Source organism: Streptomyces scabiei 87.22 (assembly GCF_000091305.1).
Classification (GTDB): Bacteria; Actinomycetota; Actinomycetes; order Streptomycetales; family Streptomycetaceae; genus Streptomyces; species Streptomyces scabiei.
This window is the reverse complement of record NC_013929.1, coordinates 4827255-4842183: the sequence shown is the minus strand read 5'-3', so window position 1 is coordinate 4842183 and position 14929 is coordinate 4827255. Positions and strand designations below refer to the sequence as shown.

Annotated in this window: 14 protein-coding genes and 4 pseudogenes; 8 read left to right on the top strand and 10 right to left on the bottom strand. The window is 70.4% G+C overall.

Annotation, left to right across the window (positions count from 1 at the left end):
• Positions 1–170: 170 nt before the first annotated feature.
• On the bottom strand, positions 171–554 hold the full coding sequence (locus SCAB_RS47970; RefSeq protein WP_193789218.1) for a hypothetical protein: 384 nt from the start codon (positions 552–554) through the stop codon (positions 171–173).
• A 177-nt stretch (positions 555–731) separates the two neighbouring features.
• Here SCAB_RS47970 and SCAB_RS20480 point away from each other — a divergent pair, with 177 nt between their 5' ends.
• Positions 732–1562, top strand: a complete 831-nt coding sequence (locus SCAB_RS20480) for an FtsX-like permease family protein (protein WP_041669412.1) — start codon at positions 732–734, stop codon at positions 1560–1562.
• Between the two features lie 156 nt (positions 1563–1718).
• Here SCAB_RS20480 and SCAB_RS20475 read toward each other — a convergent pair whose 3' ends face one another.
• From SCAB_RS20475 to modA, 4 genes are all read right to left on the bottom strand, one after another.
• Positions 1719–2138, bottom strand: coding sequence for a TOBE domain-containing protein (locus SCAB_RS20475; RefSeq protein WP_013001986.1), 420 nt, complete (start codon positions 2136–2138; stop codon positions 1719–1721).
• 174 nt (positions 2139–2312) lie between these two features.
• Complete coding sequence (locus SCAB_RS20470; protein ID WP_013001985.1) at positions 2313–3410, bottom strand: ABC transporter ATP-binding protein; 1098 nt, start codon at positions 3408–3410, stop codon at positions 2313–2315.
• Complete coding sequence (gene modB, locus SCAB_RS20465) at positions 3407–4294, bottom strand: molybdate ABC transporter permease subunit (RefSeq protein ID WP_013001984.1); 888 nt, start codon at positions 4292–4294, stop codon at positions 3407–3409. The genes SCAB_RS20470 and modB overlap by 4 nt, the downstream gene beginning before the upstream one ends.
• A complete protein-coding gene (gene modA, locus SCAB_RS20460) occupies positions 4291–5130 on the bottom strand; it encodes a molybdate ABC transporter substrate-binding protein (protein WP_041669410.1) in 840 nt (279 codons plus the stop codon). The genes modB and modA overlap by 4 nt, the downstream gene beginning before the upstream one ends.
• Before the next feature lie 367 nt (positions 5131–5497).
• Between modA and SCAB_RS20455 the strand changes: the two are divergent.
• Together SCAB_RS20455 and SCAB_RS20450 are read left to right on the top strand one after the other, a co-directional pair.
• Positions 5498–5979, top strand: a pseudogene (locus SCAB_RS20455) (molybdopterin-dependent oxidoreductase).
• Positions 5980–6194: 215 nt separating this feature from the next.
• Positions 6195–7028, top strand: a complete 834-nt coding sequence (locus tag SCAB_RS20450) for a hypothetical protein (protein ID WP_013001981.1) — start codon at positions 6195–6197, stop codon at positions 7026–7028.
• Between the two features lie 137 nt (positions 7029–7165).
• Here SCAB_RS20450 and SCAB_RS47025 read toward each other — a convergent pair whose 3' ends face one another.
• A complete protein-coding gene (locus tag SCAB_RS47025; RefSeq protein ID WP_148274217.1) occupies positions 7166–7381 on the bottom strand; it encodes a hypothetical protein in 216 nt (71 codons plus the stop codon).
• 599 nt (positions 7382–7980) lie between these two features.
• Here SCAB_RS47025 and SCAB_RS20440 point away from each other — a divergent pair.
• The 3 genes from SCAB_RS20440 to SCAB_RS20435 all read left to right on the top strand — a co-directional run bounded on the left by SCAB_RS20440 (position 7981) and on the right by SCAB_RS20435 (position 9941).
• Complete coding sequence (locus tag SCAB_RS20440; protein ID WP_013001979.1) at positions 7981–8301, top strand: DUF6416 domain-containing protein; 321 nt, start codon at positions 7981–7983, stop codon at positions 8299–8301.
• A gap of 100 nt (positions 8302–8401) precedes the next feature.
• Positions 8402–8524 (top strand): hypothetical protein, encoded by a 123-nt coding sequence (locus SCAB_RS49075; protein ID WP_267889119.1) that lies wholly within the window; start codon positions 8402–8404, stop codon positions 8522–8524.
• A 280-nt stretch (positions 8525–8804) separates the two neighbouring features.
• Positions 8805–9941 carry a PQQ-dependent sugar dehydrogenase gene (locus SCAB_RS20435; protein ID WP_013001977.1) on the top strand — a complete coding sequence of 379 codons (1137 nt, stop codon included), beginning with the start codon at positions 8805–8807 and terminating at the stop codon, positions 9939–9941.
• A 283-nt stretch (positions 9942–10224) separates the two neighbouring features.
• Here the strand turns inward: SCAB_RS20435 and SCAB_RS20430 are convergent, their stop codons facing one another.
• Positions 10225–10644, bottom strand: a complete 420-nt coding sequence (locus SCAB_RS20430; RefSeq protein ID WP_013001976.1) for a DUF6578 domain-containing protein — start codon at positions 10642–10644, stop codon at positions 10225–10227.
• Between the two features lie 278 nt (positions 10645–10922).
• Positions 10923–11699, bottom strand: a pseudogene (locus SCAB_RS20425) (transposase); the annotation flags it as partial.
• A 108-nt stretch (positions 11700–11807) separates the two neighbouring features.
• Here SCAB_RS20425 and SCAB_RS45095 point away from each other — a divergent pair.
• Positions 11808–12347, top strand: a complete 540-nt coding sequence (locus SCAB_RS45095; protein ID WP_013001973.1) for a hypothetical protein — start codon at positions 11808–11810, stop codon at positions 12345–12347.
• Here SCAB_RS45095 and SCAB_RS20420 read toward each other — a convergent pair.
• Entirely contained in the window at positions 12265–13071 is an 807-nt protein-coding gene (locus tag SCAB_RS20420; protein ID WP_086022879.1) for an IS5 family transposase, read from the bottom strand. The two genes, SCAB_RS45095 and SCAB_RS20420, sit on opposite strands and share 83 nt — an antisense overlap.
• 336 nt (positions 13072–13407) lie before the next feature.
• On the opposite strand from SCAB_RS20420, the pseudogene SCAB_RS49550 reads away from it, so the two are divergent.
• A pseudogene (locus SCAB_RS49550) lies at positions 13408–14494 on the top strand (IS630 family transposase).
• Here SCAB_RS49550 and SCAB_RS20405 read toward each other — a convergent pair.
• A pseudogene (locus tag SCAB_RS20405) lies at positions 14493–14900 on the bottom strand (IS1380 family transposase); the annotation flags it as partial. The pseudogenes SCAB_RS49550 and SCAB_RS20405 sit on opposite strands and share 2 nt — an antisense overlap.
• Between the last annotated feature and the right edge of the window lie 29 nt (positions 14901–14929).

The window sequence follows — 14929 nt, the reverse complement described above, 5'->3', positions numbered from 1 at the left end:
TTCCTTGTGGTCACAGCCCCCGCAAAGGGTTGCCTCGAGATGACGGACTTTTTCAGGTCATCTCGTCTTCGGGTCCATGCGCCCGCCGCTCCCCGCCCGCCTGCGCTTCCTGCCCGCGCGCGATGCCCGCCGCCCGCGATCCCCACCGCCCGTGACCGGACGACGCGCCGTCAGGTCTGTGTCATCAGACCGGACTCCCACACCCATGCGGCGATCCCCACGCGGTTCCGGACCCCCAACTTCCCCCGGAGCGTGGGACGCCTGGTGACCGGCCTGGTGCTGCTGGTGACACTGTGCGCTCCGCTGGTGTTCGTCATGGCGTTCATGGACCTGCCCGCGACCATGCGTGCCGCGATGGCACCCGGGGTCGCCCTGATGGTGATCCCGTCGCTGGCCGTCCTCGCCCCCTGGATCGTGCCCCCTCTCATCCGCCCGACGGCCGCCGTGATCCGTCTCCTCGACCGCCGCGTCGGGCGTGTCGCGGCGGCGGGGCTGCGGGCGACGCCCGCCCGTGCCACGGCCATGGCGGTGCCGGTGCTCCTCTCCGTCGGCATCGCCGTCTCCCTGCTGGGCGCCGGGGCCACCATGGGGAAGGCGGTGCAGCGGCAGGCCGCACAGGGGCTGCGCGCCGACGCGGTCGTCACCGCGGAGCCCGGCACCCGCCTTCCCGCGTCGGCACCCGCCTTCCCGCGACGGCACCCGCCTGGTCCGCCGGGAGCGCGACGGCGCTGGTGGCGACGGAGGTCACCGCCCCGCCCTCGTGGTACGACGACCGGCCGGTGGCCGCCGGCGCCTGGGGCGCCGACGGACGTCCCCTGTCCGAGGTGCTGGACCTCGATGTGCGGGAAGGCCGGATGTCCGCCGTGCGCCCGGGGACCTTCGCGGCGGGTGCCATGCAGGCCGACGGACACCACTGGCGCCTGGGCGTGAAGGTGAGGCTGGCCCTGGCGGACGGCTCCCGGCAGACGCTGACCCTGGTCGCCGTCTACGAACGGGACCTCGCCTTCCCCGAGTTCGTCATCCCGCGGTCCACCGCCCTGCGGCACACCCCGTCCGCGTACGCCGACCGGATCCTGCTCACCGGGCCGGCGGCCGACTGGCTCCGTGCGCGGGGCCAGAAGGTCGCCTCCCGCACCGCCTACCTGGACGACCTCGCCCCGCGCAACGCCGCCGACGACCTGGCCTCACGGCTGATCGTGGCCGTCGTCGCGGGCTACGCGCTGCTGGCCGCCGCCAACACCAGCTCCCTCGCCCAGCGCGACCGGCGGGCACAGCGGGCGTACCTGCGGGCCATCGGCCTCGGCCGTCTCCAGCTGCTGCGCTGCGTGCTGTACGAGGCCGCGGGCGCGACGGTCGTCGGCGTGGCGCTGGCCGCCGTCACCGCCGCCGCGTGTCTCGTCCCCCTGGCGGTGGTGCTGGGCACCGGCACCCTCCCGGCCGTCGACGCCCCCTGGACCGCCGGCGTACTGGCCGCCTCGGTCCTGGCGGTCGCCCTGCCCGCCGCCTGCACGGCGCACCCCCTGTCCGACGCCCGGAAACAGTTCGCGAGGAGAGCGGCATGAAAGCGCGGCGAACGGCACCGAACACAGACGGGAACCGGAGTCTCGGCCGGCGGTTCCGGCTGCTGTTCCTCGGCGAGTCGGCCTCCGCCGTGGGCACCGCGGCCTCGGTGTCGCGCTCCCGCTGGTCTTCCGCGGGTCGTCGCGGGTCGCCGCGGCTCAGCCGGTCGCGAGGGAGACCTCCGTCGACTTGAACAGGGCGGTGACGGGGGAGCCCTCCGTCAGGCCGAGGTCGGTGACCGCTTCCCTGGTGATCGCGGCGGTCACTTCGCCGCCCTCGACCGAGATCCGCACCGAGGCCATGGCGGACCCGGTGGCGACCTCACGCACGGTGCCGGGGAGCCGGTTGCGGATCGACAGGCCCTCCACCGCGCCGGTGGCCAGCGCGACCTCGGTGGCCTTGACCAGGGCGCGTACGGCGGTGCCTTCGGCGAGGCCGAGGTCCTCGACGGCGTCGAGGGTGACGGCCGCGGTCACCTCCTGACCGCCGTCGAGACGGACCTTGACCGTCGCCATGGCCTCGCCCGGAGTGAGGGCGGTGACGGTGCCGGGGAGCTGGTTGCGGATGCTCAGGCTCATGATGGGGCGCCTCGCGGGAGAGGGGATTTGGCCGGTTTCGGGCTGTTGTGGTCCACCGTAGTCCGGGGAGGGTGCCTCCCGCGCGAGCCTCGTCGCGACCGAGAGGCGAGGGCAGCCCCCCGCCTCGTGGACCTCGCTCGACGGTGCCGGGCAGGCGGGGTACGCGGATTTCGGTCAAGCGGGGTACGCATGTGTCTGCGCGGCCTTGACCGTGGCCCAGACCTCGGCGCCGGGGTGGAGGTCGAGTTCCGCGGCGGCGACCGTCGTCAGATCGGCGGCCAGGGGCAGTTCGCCGGTGAGGGCGGTGCGGATCTGGTCACCGTGGGTTTCGAGGCCGGTCACCTCGCAGCGCCAGAGGTTGCGGGCGCTGGAGCCGGCGGGCCGGTCGCGGTGGAGGGTGACCGCGCCGGGCGGGAACGCGACGAAGACGGGGCCGGTCATGTCCTCGGTGATGGTGATCGCGGGACCGTCGGCGATGTGCACCGTGTGCCCCTGCGCCTCGCCCCGATAGAGGTTGAGGCCGACCAGATGGGCGATGTAGTCCGTGCGCGGGCGGCGGGCGATGTCACCGGGGGTGCCCTCCTGCACGACGTGCCCGTCCTCGATGACGACGAGACGGTCGGCCAGCACCATCGCGTCCAGCGGGTCGTGCGTCACGAGTACGGCGACGGCCTCGAAGTCGTCCAGGTGGCGCCGGAGTTGGGCGCGGACGTCGAGACGGGTGCGGGCGTCGAGGGCGGCGAGCGGTTCGTCGAGAAGGAGCAGCCGGGGGTGGGTGGCCAGGGCGCGGGCCAGGGCGACGCGCTGCGCCTGCCCGCCGGAGAGCCGCCGGGGTTTGCTTCCGGCGTGGTCGGAGAGGCCCATCCGCTCCAGCCACGCGGCGGCCTCCGTCCGCGCCTCGGCCTTGCTCGCGCCGTGGCAGCGGGGCCCGAAGGCCACGTTGTCGAGCGCGGAGAGGTGAGGGAAGAGGAGATAGTCCTGGAAGACGACCCCGACCGGGCGGGCCTCCGGCGGCGTACGGTCCAGCTCCACGCCGTCCAGACGCAGTCGGCCGCCGTCCGCCAGGGGGACGAGACCGGCGAGCGCACGCAACGCCGTCGTCTTGCCCGCCCCGTTGGGGCCGAGCAGGGCGACCACGTCACCGGGCGCGGCGGTGAGGGCCACGTCGAGCCGGAACGCGGGGCCCCGTTCGACGACCAGCCGGGCGTCGAGCCCGTCACCGTTCGGGGCGGGGGCGGGGGCAGTGAGGGCGGGCTTCTCGGTGCGGTTCATGAGGCGGTCATCCAGCGGTCGCGCAGCCCCGCCAGCACCGCGATCGACACGGCGAGCAGGACCAGACTGAGGGCGATCGCCGCCTCCGGGTCGTTCTGGAGGGCGAGGTAGACGGCGAGGGGCATGGTCTGGGTACGGCCGGGGAAGTTGCCGGCGAAGGTGATGGTCGCGCCGAACTCGCCGAGCGCGCGGGCCCACGCCAGCACGGCGCCCGCCGCGACCCCGGGCGCGATCAGTGGCAGCGTCACCCGGCGGAACGCCGTGAAACGGGACGCTCCCAGCGTCGTCGCGGCCTCCTCGTAGCGCGGGTCGGCGGCCCGCAACGTGCCCTCCACACTGATCACCAGGAACGGCATCGCCACGAACGCCTCCGCGACCACCACCCCGGCCGTCGTGAACGGCAGCGTCACCCCGAACCACGCGTCCAGCCACCGGCCCACCACCCCGTTGCGGCCGAGCGCCATCAGCAGCGCCACACCGCCGACCACCGGCGGCAGCACGAGGGGCAGGGTGACGAGGGCCCGTACGAGACCGCGTCCGGGGAAGTCGACCCTGGCCAGCAGCCACGCCAGGGGCACCCCGAGCACCAGGCTGACCACGGTGGCCGCCGTCGCGCAGAGCAGCGACAGCTGGAGCGCCTGCCAGACCTCGGTACTGGTGAGCAGGTCGGGCATGCTCCGCCAGGGTGCCCGGACGAGCAGGGCGACGAGGGGGAGGACGAGGAAGACGAGGCCGAGCAGCGCGGGCAGCAGGAGGGGCAGCGGGGCACCCCCGTGACGCCTGCGGAGGCGGCCGTGACCCCGGACGCGGCGGCGCCGCGGGCCCCCGTCCAGGGTGTCCACGGCACCGGCCTCGTCCGGGGACGAAGAGGGCGGGGAGGTCACGGCTGGAGGAATCCGGCTGCGGTGAGTACCTTCTGGCCGTCGGCGGACCGCACCAGCTCGATGAAGGCCTTGGCGGTCTCGGTGTTCTTCGACTCCTTGAGGAGGGTGATGGGGTAGTCGTTGACGGCGTCGGCGGACTCGGGGAACTCCACGCCCTCCACCTTGTCACCCGCGGCCTGCACATCGGTCTTGTAGACGACGGCCGCGTCGGCCTCCTTCAGCACCACCTTGTTGAGCGCGGACTTCACGTCCTCCTCGTAGGAGACGGGCGTGAGCTTCAGCTTGCTCGCGTCGAGGGCCTTCTTGGCGGCGGCGCCGCACGGTACGGCCTCGTCGCATAGCACGACCTTCAGATCGGAGCCGGTGAGGTCCTTCAGGGAGGCGATCTTGTCCGGGTTGCCGGGGAGGGTGGCGATCTCCAGCTGGTTGCGGACGAAGGTCTCCGGGGCGCCGGAGGCGTCGCCGGCGTCCGTGACGACGGCCATCGTCTTGGGGCTGGCGGAGGCGAAGACGTCCGCCGGGGCGCCGCCGGTGATGCTCGCCGCGAGCGCGTCGCTGCCGCCGAAGCTGAACGTCACCTTCGTATCCGGATGCGCCTTCTCGAACTGCTCGCCCAGCGTCGTGAAGCTCTCCTTGAGCGAGGCGGCGGCGAAGACGGTCACCTCACCGGACAGCTTGTCCGAGCCCGAGCCCGAGGCGTCCGCCTTGGAGCCGGCGTCGTCGGACGAACCGCCGCAGGCGCTGAGGCCCAGCACAGCGGCGGTGCTCACCCCGACCACCTGCAAGGTCCGGCTGATCCGACGGGTCCGGCTGATCCGGCGTACGGAACGGGTCATCACGGGTCCACTCCCTCTGGTCCTGAACGGACTCAGCCACGGTCTTGCGACCTGATCCACAATCTCTCGACGACCCCGTTGTGCGACCTCATCCGCTTGCTCACGACATGCCGACTCACGGCCGACCACCGCCGTCAGTGCAGGCCCCGAGATCGACGGACGCCTCACATGAGTCGGCGTCGACACCGCAAGGCAAGGCAGCCGAGTCATCGATCCGGTAGGTGCGCACGCGCCGATGATACGTCCGCAGATGCCAGGCAAGAATCCCCTGTCTCATCGCATGAGCAGCGCGTACTGCCAGTTGGCATGGTATGTGCGATTGTGCGGGAGAGGTGTGCGGGTGCGGTCATGCGGGCGGTGGTAGCCCGTGAGCCGGTCCCTCGCGGCTGCCCGTACGACCGCCGGACCGTCGGCGGAACTCGTCCTCACCGGCGACCTGGCCCGCCCGGCCCGGCTGACGGTGCCCGATCTGCTCGCGTGGCCCCAGCACCGGGCCCAGGTGGTGTTCGAGTGCGCCACGAGCGGTGTCCGGCACCACACCTTCACCGGTCCGCTCCTGCACGACGTGCTCAGGGACGCGGGCCCCGCCTTCGACGCCGCCCGCCGCAAGGACCGCCTGCGCTTCCTGATCGCCGTACGCGGCGCCGACCGCCATCACGCCCTCCTGTCGTGGGCGGAGATCGACCCGGACTTCGGCCGCGCCCCCGTCTCCTCGCCACGACCCTCGACGACACCCCGCTCGACCGCACCGGCGCCCAACTGGTCCTGCCCCAGGACCGGTGCGGGGCCCGGTACATCAGCGGGATCGAGGCGATCCGGATCGACGGTGGCTACGGGGCGTGGGGCTGACGGGGCCGCAGCGCCGGGGGTGCGGGTGCAGTGGTGGGGTCATGGGCCGGCTGGTGAAGTCTGCCGACGTCCGCACACCGCCGCACGGATTCCGGACCGACACGCACCAGCAGTACACGTACCCCGTCGATGCCGGTGGTTGAGGCTTACTTGCTGCGGGTGTTCACCGGCGGCAGGGGGATGTGCAGATCTGCGGCGTCCCTTACGGTCGGTTCGTGTTGATCGATTCGGGTGAGCCCCGCAGGCTCGGCGTTCCGGCCCCCGAGGCGCGGTTGCGCTTCGAGACGGAGCAGCGGGCGGCCGGGGGCGGGCCGGGGCGCAGGTTGCTCGTGGTCGACGGGGAGCCCGCCTTCGAACTCAGCTTCTGGTGCGGAACGTGCCCGCTCCTGTTCCGCCGGCTGGAGGCCGCCCGGCAGACCCTGTCGCTGGAGGGTGTGCAGCAGACGCTCACCGGCGCGCTGGCCCATCCGGACGACGGTGGCGTGATCGATGCGTTCGGTTCGTTGCTGCCCGAGGGCGAATACCTTCCGGTGCTGCTCAGTGTGGAGCCCCGTCTGGTCGTCCCCGGCCAGGAAGGCGACTACTTCAGCGGCGAGCAAGTGGCAACGTGGGGACTCGACCAGTTCTGGGGGCTCCCGGAGTACCCGCACACGCCGTACTACCGGACCTTCGAGACGACGGTCGACCGGTCCGCTCATCTCTATGAATTCGTCGTGCCCATGGTCCCTCCGACATGGAACACGAGAGAACGCGTCGAGGAGTATGCCGAACTCATGGACCGAGCAACGGTCCCGACAGCCGTGGCCGTCTCGACGCTGGACATGTGCGAACCCGCCTCCGGCCTGCCGGCCGACCACTACCGGCACTGGGGCCTGACGCATTTCCTCCTCGACGGTCACCACAAGATGGAGGCGGCGGCCACGATCGGTCGCCCTGTGCAGCTCCTCTCGCTCCTGGCCCTGGGCGAGGGCCTGGCCGGACCTGAAGCCTGTGCCCGGCTGCCCGCCCTGCGCGCACAACCCCGCTCGGTCCGATCCACGGGTGCCTGAACCGGGCGCTGCCTGGTGGGGCGGCGGAGGGCGACGATCCTCTCCCCAGGATCCGCTCGCGAGCCGACCTGATCCTCGACGCCGACGCGGCGATGACCGCTCCCCAACCCGGCAGAGGGGCGACCGCCGGGTTCGTGTCACGCCTCGCGGACGCGCAGCGACCCGCAGACCACGAAACCGTCATCCGATCCGTCCGAGACGAGCAGCGCGTTGAATTTGGCCTTATGCCTGTCCGGAATGTCCACGAACTCGTCGATGCGGGTGGTGGCTGCGTCAGGGGCAGCGGAGACCAGAAGCTCGGAGTAATGGGACTTCAGCTTCATGCCCAGGACGTTGAGAAACTCGATCTCCACCGTCCCGTCCAGCCCGCCTCCCGGGTGACTCCGCAGCACAAGACGGCGATGGGACACCTGGTAGGACCAGAGCTGGAAGGGCCGTCGGAAGCGGAGGGGCAGCTCCCCCTCCCGGCGCGCTACCTGCGACTGCACAAGGTTCACCCTCCCTGAGGGGCTGGAGACGGCGTCCCCTCTTCGCCGTACCACCGCGGCGGAGCGACTCGGTGGTCATCAGAAGGCCGGTCGGCCTGCGCCGACGACCAGAGCTTCGCTGCCCAGAGGGCAGGCCCCGTACCCCAGTCGGGCCCGGGGCTCGGGGCGCGATCGCGTCGCCTGCCTTGGCGGGCGCACCGGCAACCTTCCGTTCCCAGGCTCAAACAGGGGCCCAAGGCTCTCCCAGGACTCGGCGCCGACTAGCCATGCCCGTCGACAGGGGCGGGCGCCTGGAAGACCCCTTGTGGTTGCGTCCCGACTCTGTACGGTGCGATCGGCACACATGCTAGTGACGAACAGTTGGGGCGGCTATGACGGAATATCTGTCCGAAGCTGATCCGCGATGGGCTGAGCACTCGGGCGGAGAGGGGCACCACAGTGCCCCGGAATGGAGCCCGGAGGACTTGGAGCGCGCTGGAAAGTTCTTGGCTGAACTCGCACCGCAGGCCCGGCAGATGTTCGAGTATCTGCTGCGCAACCCCGGCCGGAAGATCCACTGCACGGAGCTGGTGGACATGGCCCTGGGCGGTCCGAACGAGGACGCTCCGGCGCAGCGCGTGGCAGGCGTGATGAGGGGAATGCACAAGGCACACAGCAATAGTGGGCGGCGGCTTCCGTTCTACTGGTGGGAGGCTCCTGAGGGGAGCGCGGGCGCGACGTACGCGGTCCGCCCCTCGGTGGCGGCGGTGTTCCTGGCTGCGATCCTCGGCACTGCCGACAAGTAACCCGGCCACTCTGGTCCGCCCCGTCGGACCACCCAGGAGTGCTCACCTACGGCGTCGTTCAAAACGCTCGTGGATGTCAGGACGATGCAAGCATGTCGCCGTGATCGGCACCGATGTCAGCGGGATTACCGACGAACGCGCCGCCGCAAGGCTTCGGCAGGCGCTCGACGACTACCGAGCCACGTACCGTCCGGAGTTCGTCGCAGAGTATGCGCAGCAGTGAGAAGTTCGCGCTTGCCGCCCGGCTCTGGCGCCGTCGCCGACGAGTATCTGTGCAGCCGGGGAACGGGGAGGCTCAGGCCACGACGGGAAGCGGAGCGACGGTACATGGCTGGCGAAGTCTGGTCTGTTTCAACAACTCCTGCCCCGGTAGCCTCCCCTGTGCCAGGAGCGCACCATCCCCCCACCCCCCAGGTTCGCGTGCCGGCGTGGACGACACCCGCTTGTCTCTCCCCATGGCAGCCGGGTGCTCTCGCTCGTTCGCCGCCTCTAGGAGGATCACGGTGAAAGTTCGCACCAGAAGCTCGGCGATCATCGGCACTCTCTGCCTCGTCGCTTCCCTCGCCCTGACCACGGCGTCTGCCGAAGAGCTCAGCACCCCACGTCCGGCAGCGAAGGCCGTGCTCAAGAAAGTGGCCACGGCCCAGAATCCATCCGCCGGCGCCTCGGGCCCCGGTGGCACGGTCTGGATAGCCGAACGCGCGGGCAAGGTACGGGTCTTGGGTGACGACGGGCTCGGCGCGCCCGTCCTCGACATATCCGGCGAGACCACCACCAACGGCGAACGCGGCCTGCTGGGCATCACGTTCGACAAGAAGTTCGAGCATTTCTACATCTCGTTCACGAACCTCCAAGGCACCAGCACCGTGGACGAGTTCGCGGTGCGGAACGGCAAGATCCAGCCGGACACCCGGCGCACCGTCCTCACCCAGACACAGCCCTACGCGAACCACAACGGCGGCGACATCGCGTTCGGCCCCGACGGCTACCTCTACATCGCCCTCGGCGACGGCGGCTCGGCCGGCGACCCGCACGGCAACGGGCAGAACCTCAACACACTGCTCGGCAAGCTGCTGCGGATCGACCCGAGCGGTGGCAGGCCGTACGCGATCCCGCCGGGCAACCCGTTCACGGACGACCCGAACGCGAAGGACGAGATCTGGGCGTACGGGTTGCGCAATCCGTGGCGGTTCTCCTTCGACGCGGGCACGGGCGACCTGCTGATCGGCGACGTCGGCCAGAGCGCCTGGGAGGAGATCGACTGGGCCCCGGCGACCAGCAAGGGCGGCGAGAACTACGGCTGGTCCCAGATGGAGGGCAACCATCCCTTCCGGGGCGGCACGGAGCCCGCGAACCACGTACCGCCGATCCACGAGTACGACCGCAGCGGGCCCGGCTGCTCGGTGACCGGCGGATACGTCTACCGGGGCGAGGCGATCCCGGACCTCAAGGGCCAGTACGTCTTCAGCGACTACTGCGACGGCACCATCCGCACCCTGCAGATGAAGAACGGCAAGGTGACCGGCGTGAGCGACCTCGGAGTCGACGGCGGCCGGGTCGTCGGGTTCGTACAGGGAGGCAAGGGCGAACTGTACGTACTCGACCTGCGCGGCAGCGTCTCCCGCATCGACCCCGCGTAACCGGACAGCCCCTCTCGACCCGTTCCGGCGCGACCCTCCAGGCCACGAGGGTCCGCGCCGGACACTCCTCCGAGAAGAGCACGCCGGTCCATCAGCACCCCGACGAGGAGCGGCAGCGCGGTCTCACCCCAAGGCTGTGCGGGAGTGGCGGCAGCGACTTCACGCTGTCGATGACGAACTTCTGAGGCGAGGTGTTCAGGGGGCGTAGCCATCGTGTGTGAGCCGTCTGGCGGTACGGAGTTGCTGTACAGCGACCGGGCAGGGAATCGACCCGCCGACTCCTTCACCGACCGCGAGCAGCCGCCCTTCCCGGTTCGTCTGCGGCATGCCGGGCCGTCACCAGATAGCCCGCAAAACGAACGTCCGGCCTGGCCTTTGCCCACCCGTCCGCTTCCTTGACCGGAACCAGCACGGTTGTGCCCGGGACGGGGTGGTTCACTTTGTCCGTAGCGCCCGGCGGCACCTCGTAACGACAGTGCACCTCGGCGATCGACATCACCTCCACCGAGGTTCGTGTGTGCTCATCCGCCTGGCCGTGATGCTCCTCGCGGAAGTCGATCTCATCCGCGCGTTCGCTGCCGACGACGTCGGCGTAATCCTCCGGATCGACCTCCAGCAGTGTCCAGGAGACGACATCCCCTGGCGCGAAGCTCTGCCCGCAGCACTGGATTTGCCAGTCGTCGACCCAAATCGTCAACGTCATACCGCCATTGTCCGCCGAGCGACCGGAGCGCATCGGGGGCCTCGCGCATGATGTACGACGCCCGCTTCAGGAGTTCGATCTACCCTCGTCTTGGTCCGGACTTGCTTCGGGCACCGGTGTCGGACGTGGTGGTCGCGTGTCGCTGCGGAGTCGGTGGACCGTTTTCGTGCCGCGGGCTGAGGTTGTGCATGCCCAGGACCCGAGTGTCGTCTCGGGGTGGCGCCGGGTTCCACTGCTCTGGGTGTTGGGGTGCTGTCGTAGGGACGGGAATCCGTTGGTCAGCCGGGGTTCGGCAGGAGTGCGAGCCGTTCGAGGGCTGTAGTGATGTGGCTGGTCCAGGGCCAGTGCCGGACCAGGTGGAGGATCCGCCGACGGCCGGTGGTCACGAATTGCCCGGCTGCGGTGAACAGGCGGAGCCGCAGTCGGCGGGGCTCCCAGCACCTGGCCTTGCCCGTCAGAGCGAGCTCGCCATCCAGGCCGGCAGGTCCAGTGCGATCTGCACGATCTCCAGCCAGATCCGGTTCTGGGCGGTGCGGTGCAGAGGGAGATTCCGCGGGCCAGTAGCCCGGGCGGTCCGGATGCGGTCCTCGGCCCGGGCCCGCAACCGGTGACGGAGCTCGGCGATCGGCTGGTCGGACGTGTTGGTGGCGAAACAGGTCAGCCGCATGCCGTCCGAGTCCGTGAGTCGCAACTGGGCCTCGGGGTGCGGCCGTTCCTTCCTGACAACCAGCCGCATGCCCTTGGGCCGGCCGACCAGGACATCGCCGGTGAGTTCAGTGGCCCAGGCGCCGTCACGGATCTCGCCCTCGGCCTCGACGGCGGGCGTCCAGGCGGACTCCCGGAACCGTCAGTACGTGCTGGTGGATCGCCTCGGTGATCACCATGCCGACCGAGTAGGACAGCCACCGCCCTCGCTGAGCGAGCCAGACGACGAAGTCGTGGGTGCCGCCCGCGGAGTCGGTGCGTATCAGGGTCTGCCGTCCGCGCCGGTACTTCTTCGGCATGTGGGCCAGGGCCAGTTGGGCGGCGGTGATGTGGTCGGCGGCCGTGTTAGAGGCCGTTCTCTTTCCGAATGTCGTGTGCGGATTCCGCTGGTCAGGCACGAGATTGCGGCTGTGGCGGGAGTCTCGACTCGTTGTTGGTCGAGTCGGTGGGGGTGGCGGATGCCGTCGATGCGGGCGGTCCTGGAATCGCGGCGGAAGGCCGCTGCCGTGCGGGTGGATGAGCTCGAAGCCGAACTGAAGCGGGTCCGGGCAGACTTGGCGGATGCCGAGGAGGTTCTCAAGCTTCGGACGATCGGCCTCGAGCAGTATCTGGAAGCGCTCGCCGAGGAGGAACAGCCGGCCGAGACAGTCGTTGGCCCGTCGCCGAGGACGCCGGTGGGTCCGCGCCGTGCGGTGCCGCATCGACAGAACGCGGCCGGGGTCGAAGACCTGTCGGTGGACTACCAGGCGGTGATGGCAGCCGCGGCCGAGGCCGGGAACGACGGGCTGGGTGCCCGGCGGGCGGCCGTGGTGCTTGGCTGGGACAGTGCCTCGGCCTCACGCGTCGAGGGTGCGAGAGCACGGCTGAAGAGGCTGGTGGAACGGGGCTGGCTGGTGGAGACGAAGCCTGGGAGGTTCACCCTGCCGTCAGGACTGCAGGCCGACGAGATCGTGCGGCCAGGCGGCGGCTCATCAGGGCGATCATCGACCAGCGGATGACGGCTTCGCTCGTGTCGGTGCGGCGTTCGTAGTCCCTGACCAGGCGGCGGCTGCGCAGAAACCACGCAAAGGACCGTTCGACGACCCAGCGGCGGGGCAGTGGCTGGAAGCCGCGGACGTCCTCGCTGCGGCGGACGATGTCGAGGACGAGGCCGAGGTGCTGGCTGGTCCAGTCGGTGAGGTGGCCGGTGTAGCCGCCATCGGCCCAGACCCGGGCCAGCCGCCGGAAGCGGTCGGCCGCCGCTTGCAGAAGGGACCTGGCGCCGTCCCGATCGGTCACGGACGCCGGTGTGACCAGCACGGCCAGGAGAAGTCCGAGCGTGTCGGTGAGCAGGTGCCGCTTGCGACCGTTGATCTTCTTGCCCGCGTCGAAGCCCCGTGAGCCGAAGGTGACGGTGGCGTCTGCCTTCACCGACTGCGAGTCCACGACCCCCGCGCTCGGCTCGGCGCTGCGGCCTTCGCCGGCGCGGACGGCTTCCAGCAGCCGGTCGTGCAGCTCGGTGACCAGTCCCGTGTCCCGCCAGCGGGCGAAGAAGGCGTAGACGCGCGGCCAGGGCGGGAAGTCCGCGGGCATTGCCCGCCACTTGATGCCGTTGTCGACGAGGTAGCGCACTGCGTCGATCATCTGCCGGTGGCAGTAGCCCTCCGGACGCCCGCCGCGGCCCGAAAGCCAGCCCGGCACCGGCAGAAGGTCCCTCACCACGGCCCACTCGGCGTCGCTCATGTCCGAGCCGTATCGGGGCCGGCGCTGCGGCCGGTCGACCGCGTTCCCGAACCTGTGGGCGAGGCAGTCACACCCACGAGTGGACGAACTGGACTCGGCGACCACGACCACGCGACACTTCGACAACAGGGCCTCTTGCTTCTCGCTGGACTCGACATCCGCGAGCTACCAAGAGGCCCTTCCTTCATGTACCCGCCCCGGACAACTCACCCGAACCAGGACCCCGTTCGAACCAGACCGAGCGCACGACCGGATAGAGAACAGGCAGTTACTGACCTTTGTGGCGTGATGTCGTTGGGGGCTGACGAGGTGTGATCGTCGCGGTATGCCGGTTGTGTGAGATATCCGCAGGGTGGTGGGCTGACGCCGGAACGGCAGGCGTTTCGCGAGCGGATCCGGCTGGAGGCCGCGGAGCGATTCGCTGCGGGCGCCTCCAACGCCGAGGTCGCCAAGGACTTACGGGTGAGTGTGCGCTCGGTGCAGCGCTGGCGCCGAGACTGGCACGACGCCGGCACCGAGGGGCTGCGTTCTGCCGGGCCTGCGTCACGGCCCAAACTGAGTGAGGCCCTGTTCACCGTGCTCGAGCAGGAGCTTGCCAAGGGGCCGGTCGCGCACGGCTGGCCGGACCAGACGTGGACGCTGTCGCGGATCAAGACGGTGATCGGGCGCCGGTTCCACAAGAGCATGACGCTGTCGGCGATCGCGCGGATGCTGCACCGGCACGGCTTCAGCCACCAGGTCCCGGCCCGCCGGGCGGTCGAGCGTGACGAGCAGGCCGTGGCGGGCTGGGTGAAGGAGACCTGGCCGCAGGTGGAAGGTCCGTGGCGGCGCTCGACGCCTGGCTGTGCTTCGAAGACGAAGCCGGCTTCTCGATGACGCCGCCCACCACCCGCACCTGGGCCCGACGCGGACTTACACCCCTCATCCGGGTGCGGGGACGCTCCCAGCGCACCGCTTCTCCATCGCCGCTCTGGCCTGCTACAAGCAGGGTGAACGCTCACGGCTGATCTACCGGCCGAAGCGGCATGTCGATCACAAGCGGGGCGGCAGACGCAGTTTCACCTGGACCGACTACCGCGATCTGCTCATCGCCGCACACCGGCAGCTCGGCGCCCCCATTGTGCTCGTGTGGGACAACCTCAACGTCCACAAGGACCGCCGATTACGGGAGTTCATCGACACCCACGACTGGATCACCTGCTACTTCCTGCCGGCCTACGCACCCGACCTCAACCCCGTCGAGGGCATCTGGTCCCTGCTGCGGCGCAGCAGCCAGGCCAACACCGCCTTCACCGACCCCGAAAACCTCATCAGCACGATCCGACGCGGTCTCCGCCAAATCCAGTACCGCAGCAACCTCATCAACGGATGCCTCACCGAAACCGGTCTCGCCTTGACGACATCACGGCGACAACGTCAGTAGAGCCTGCGTTGCCCCGTCTGAGCAGGGCTGCCACGGGCTCACCGGTGCCGCCCGGTCCGTGGTCGACGAACCCCATCAGCGGGTGGTGCCCGTAGGTTCGCCTCCACGTCGGTGCGGCGTCCTCCTTGTCCGAATGCGCGATCACCAGCACCCCGTCGAGGTCGACGGTCACCGTCCCGCCCGCATCAGGCGCTTTGCCGTCGGCCAACCGCCAGACATGTCGGCGGACTTCAGCCCGCGCGGCACGAATGGCCCGCAGGGCCTTCTCGCCAGAGGCGGCAAGGGTGTCGATGAGGCGGGAGACCGTCGGGTCGGTGGCCACCGGCCCGAACACGGCCGGCTCGGCCCGCAGCATGACGACATCCGCGAGGCAGTCGCCGCCCAGCGCGACCGCCAGGGCCACGTCCTGAGTTCGGGGCTCCTGACGGCGTCAGC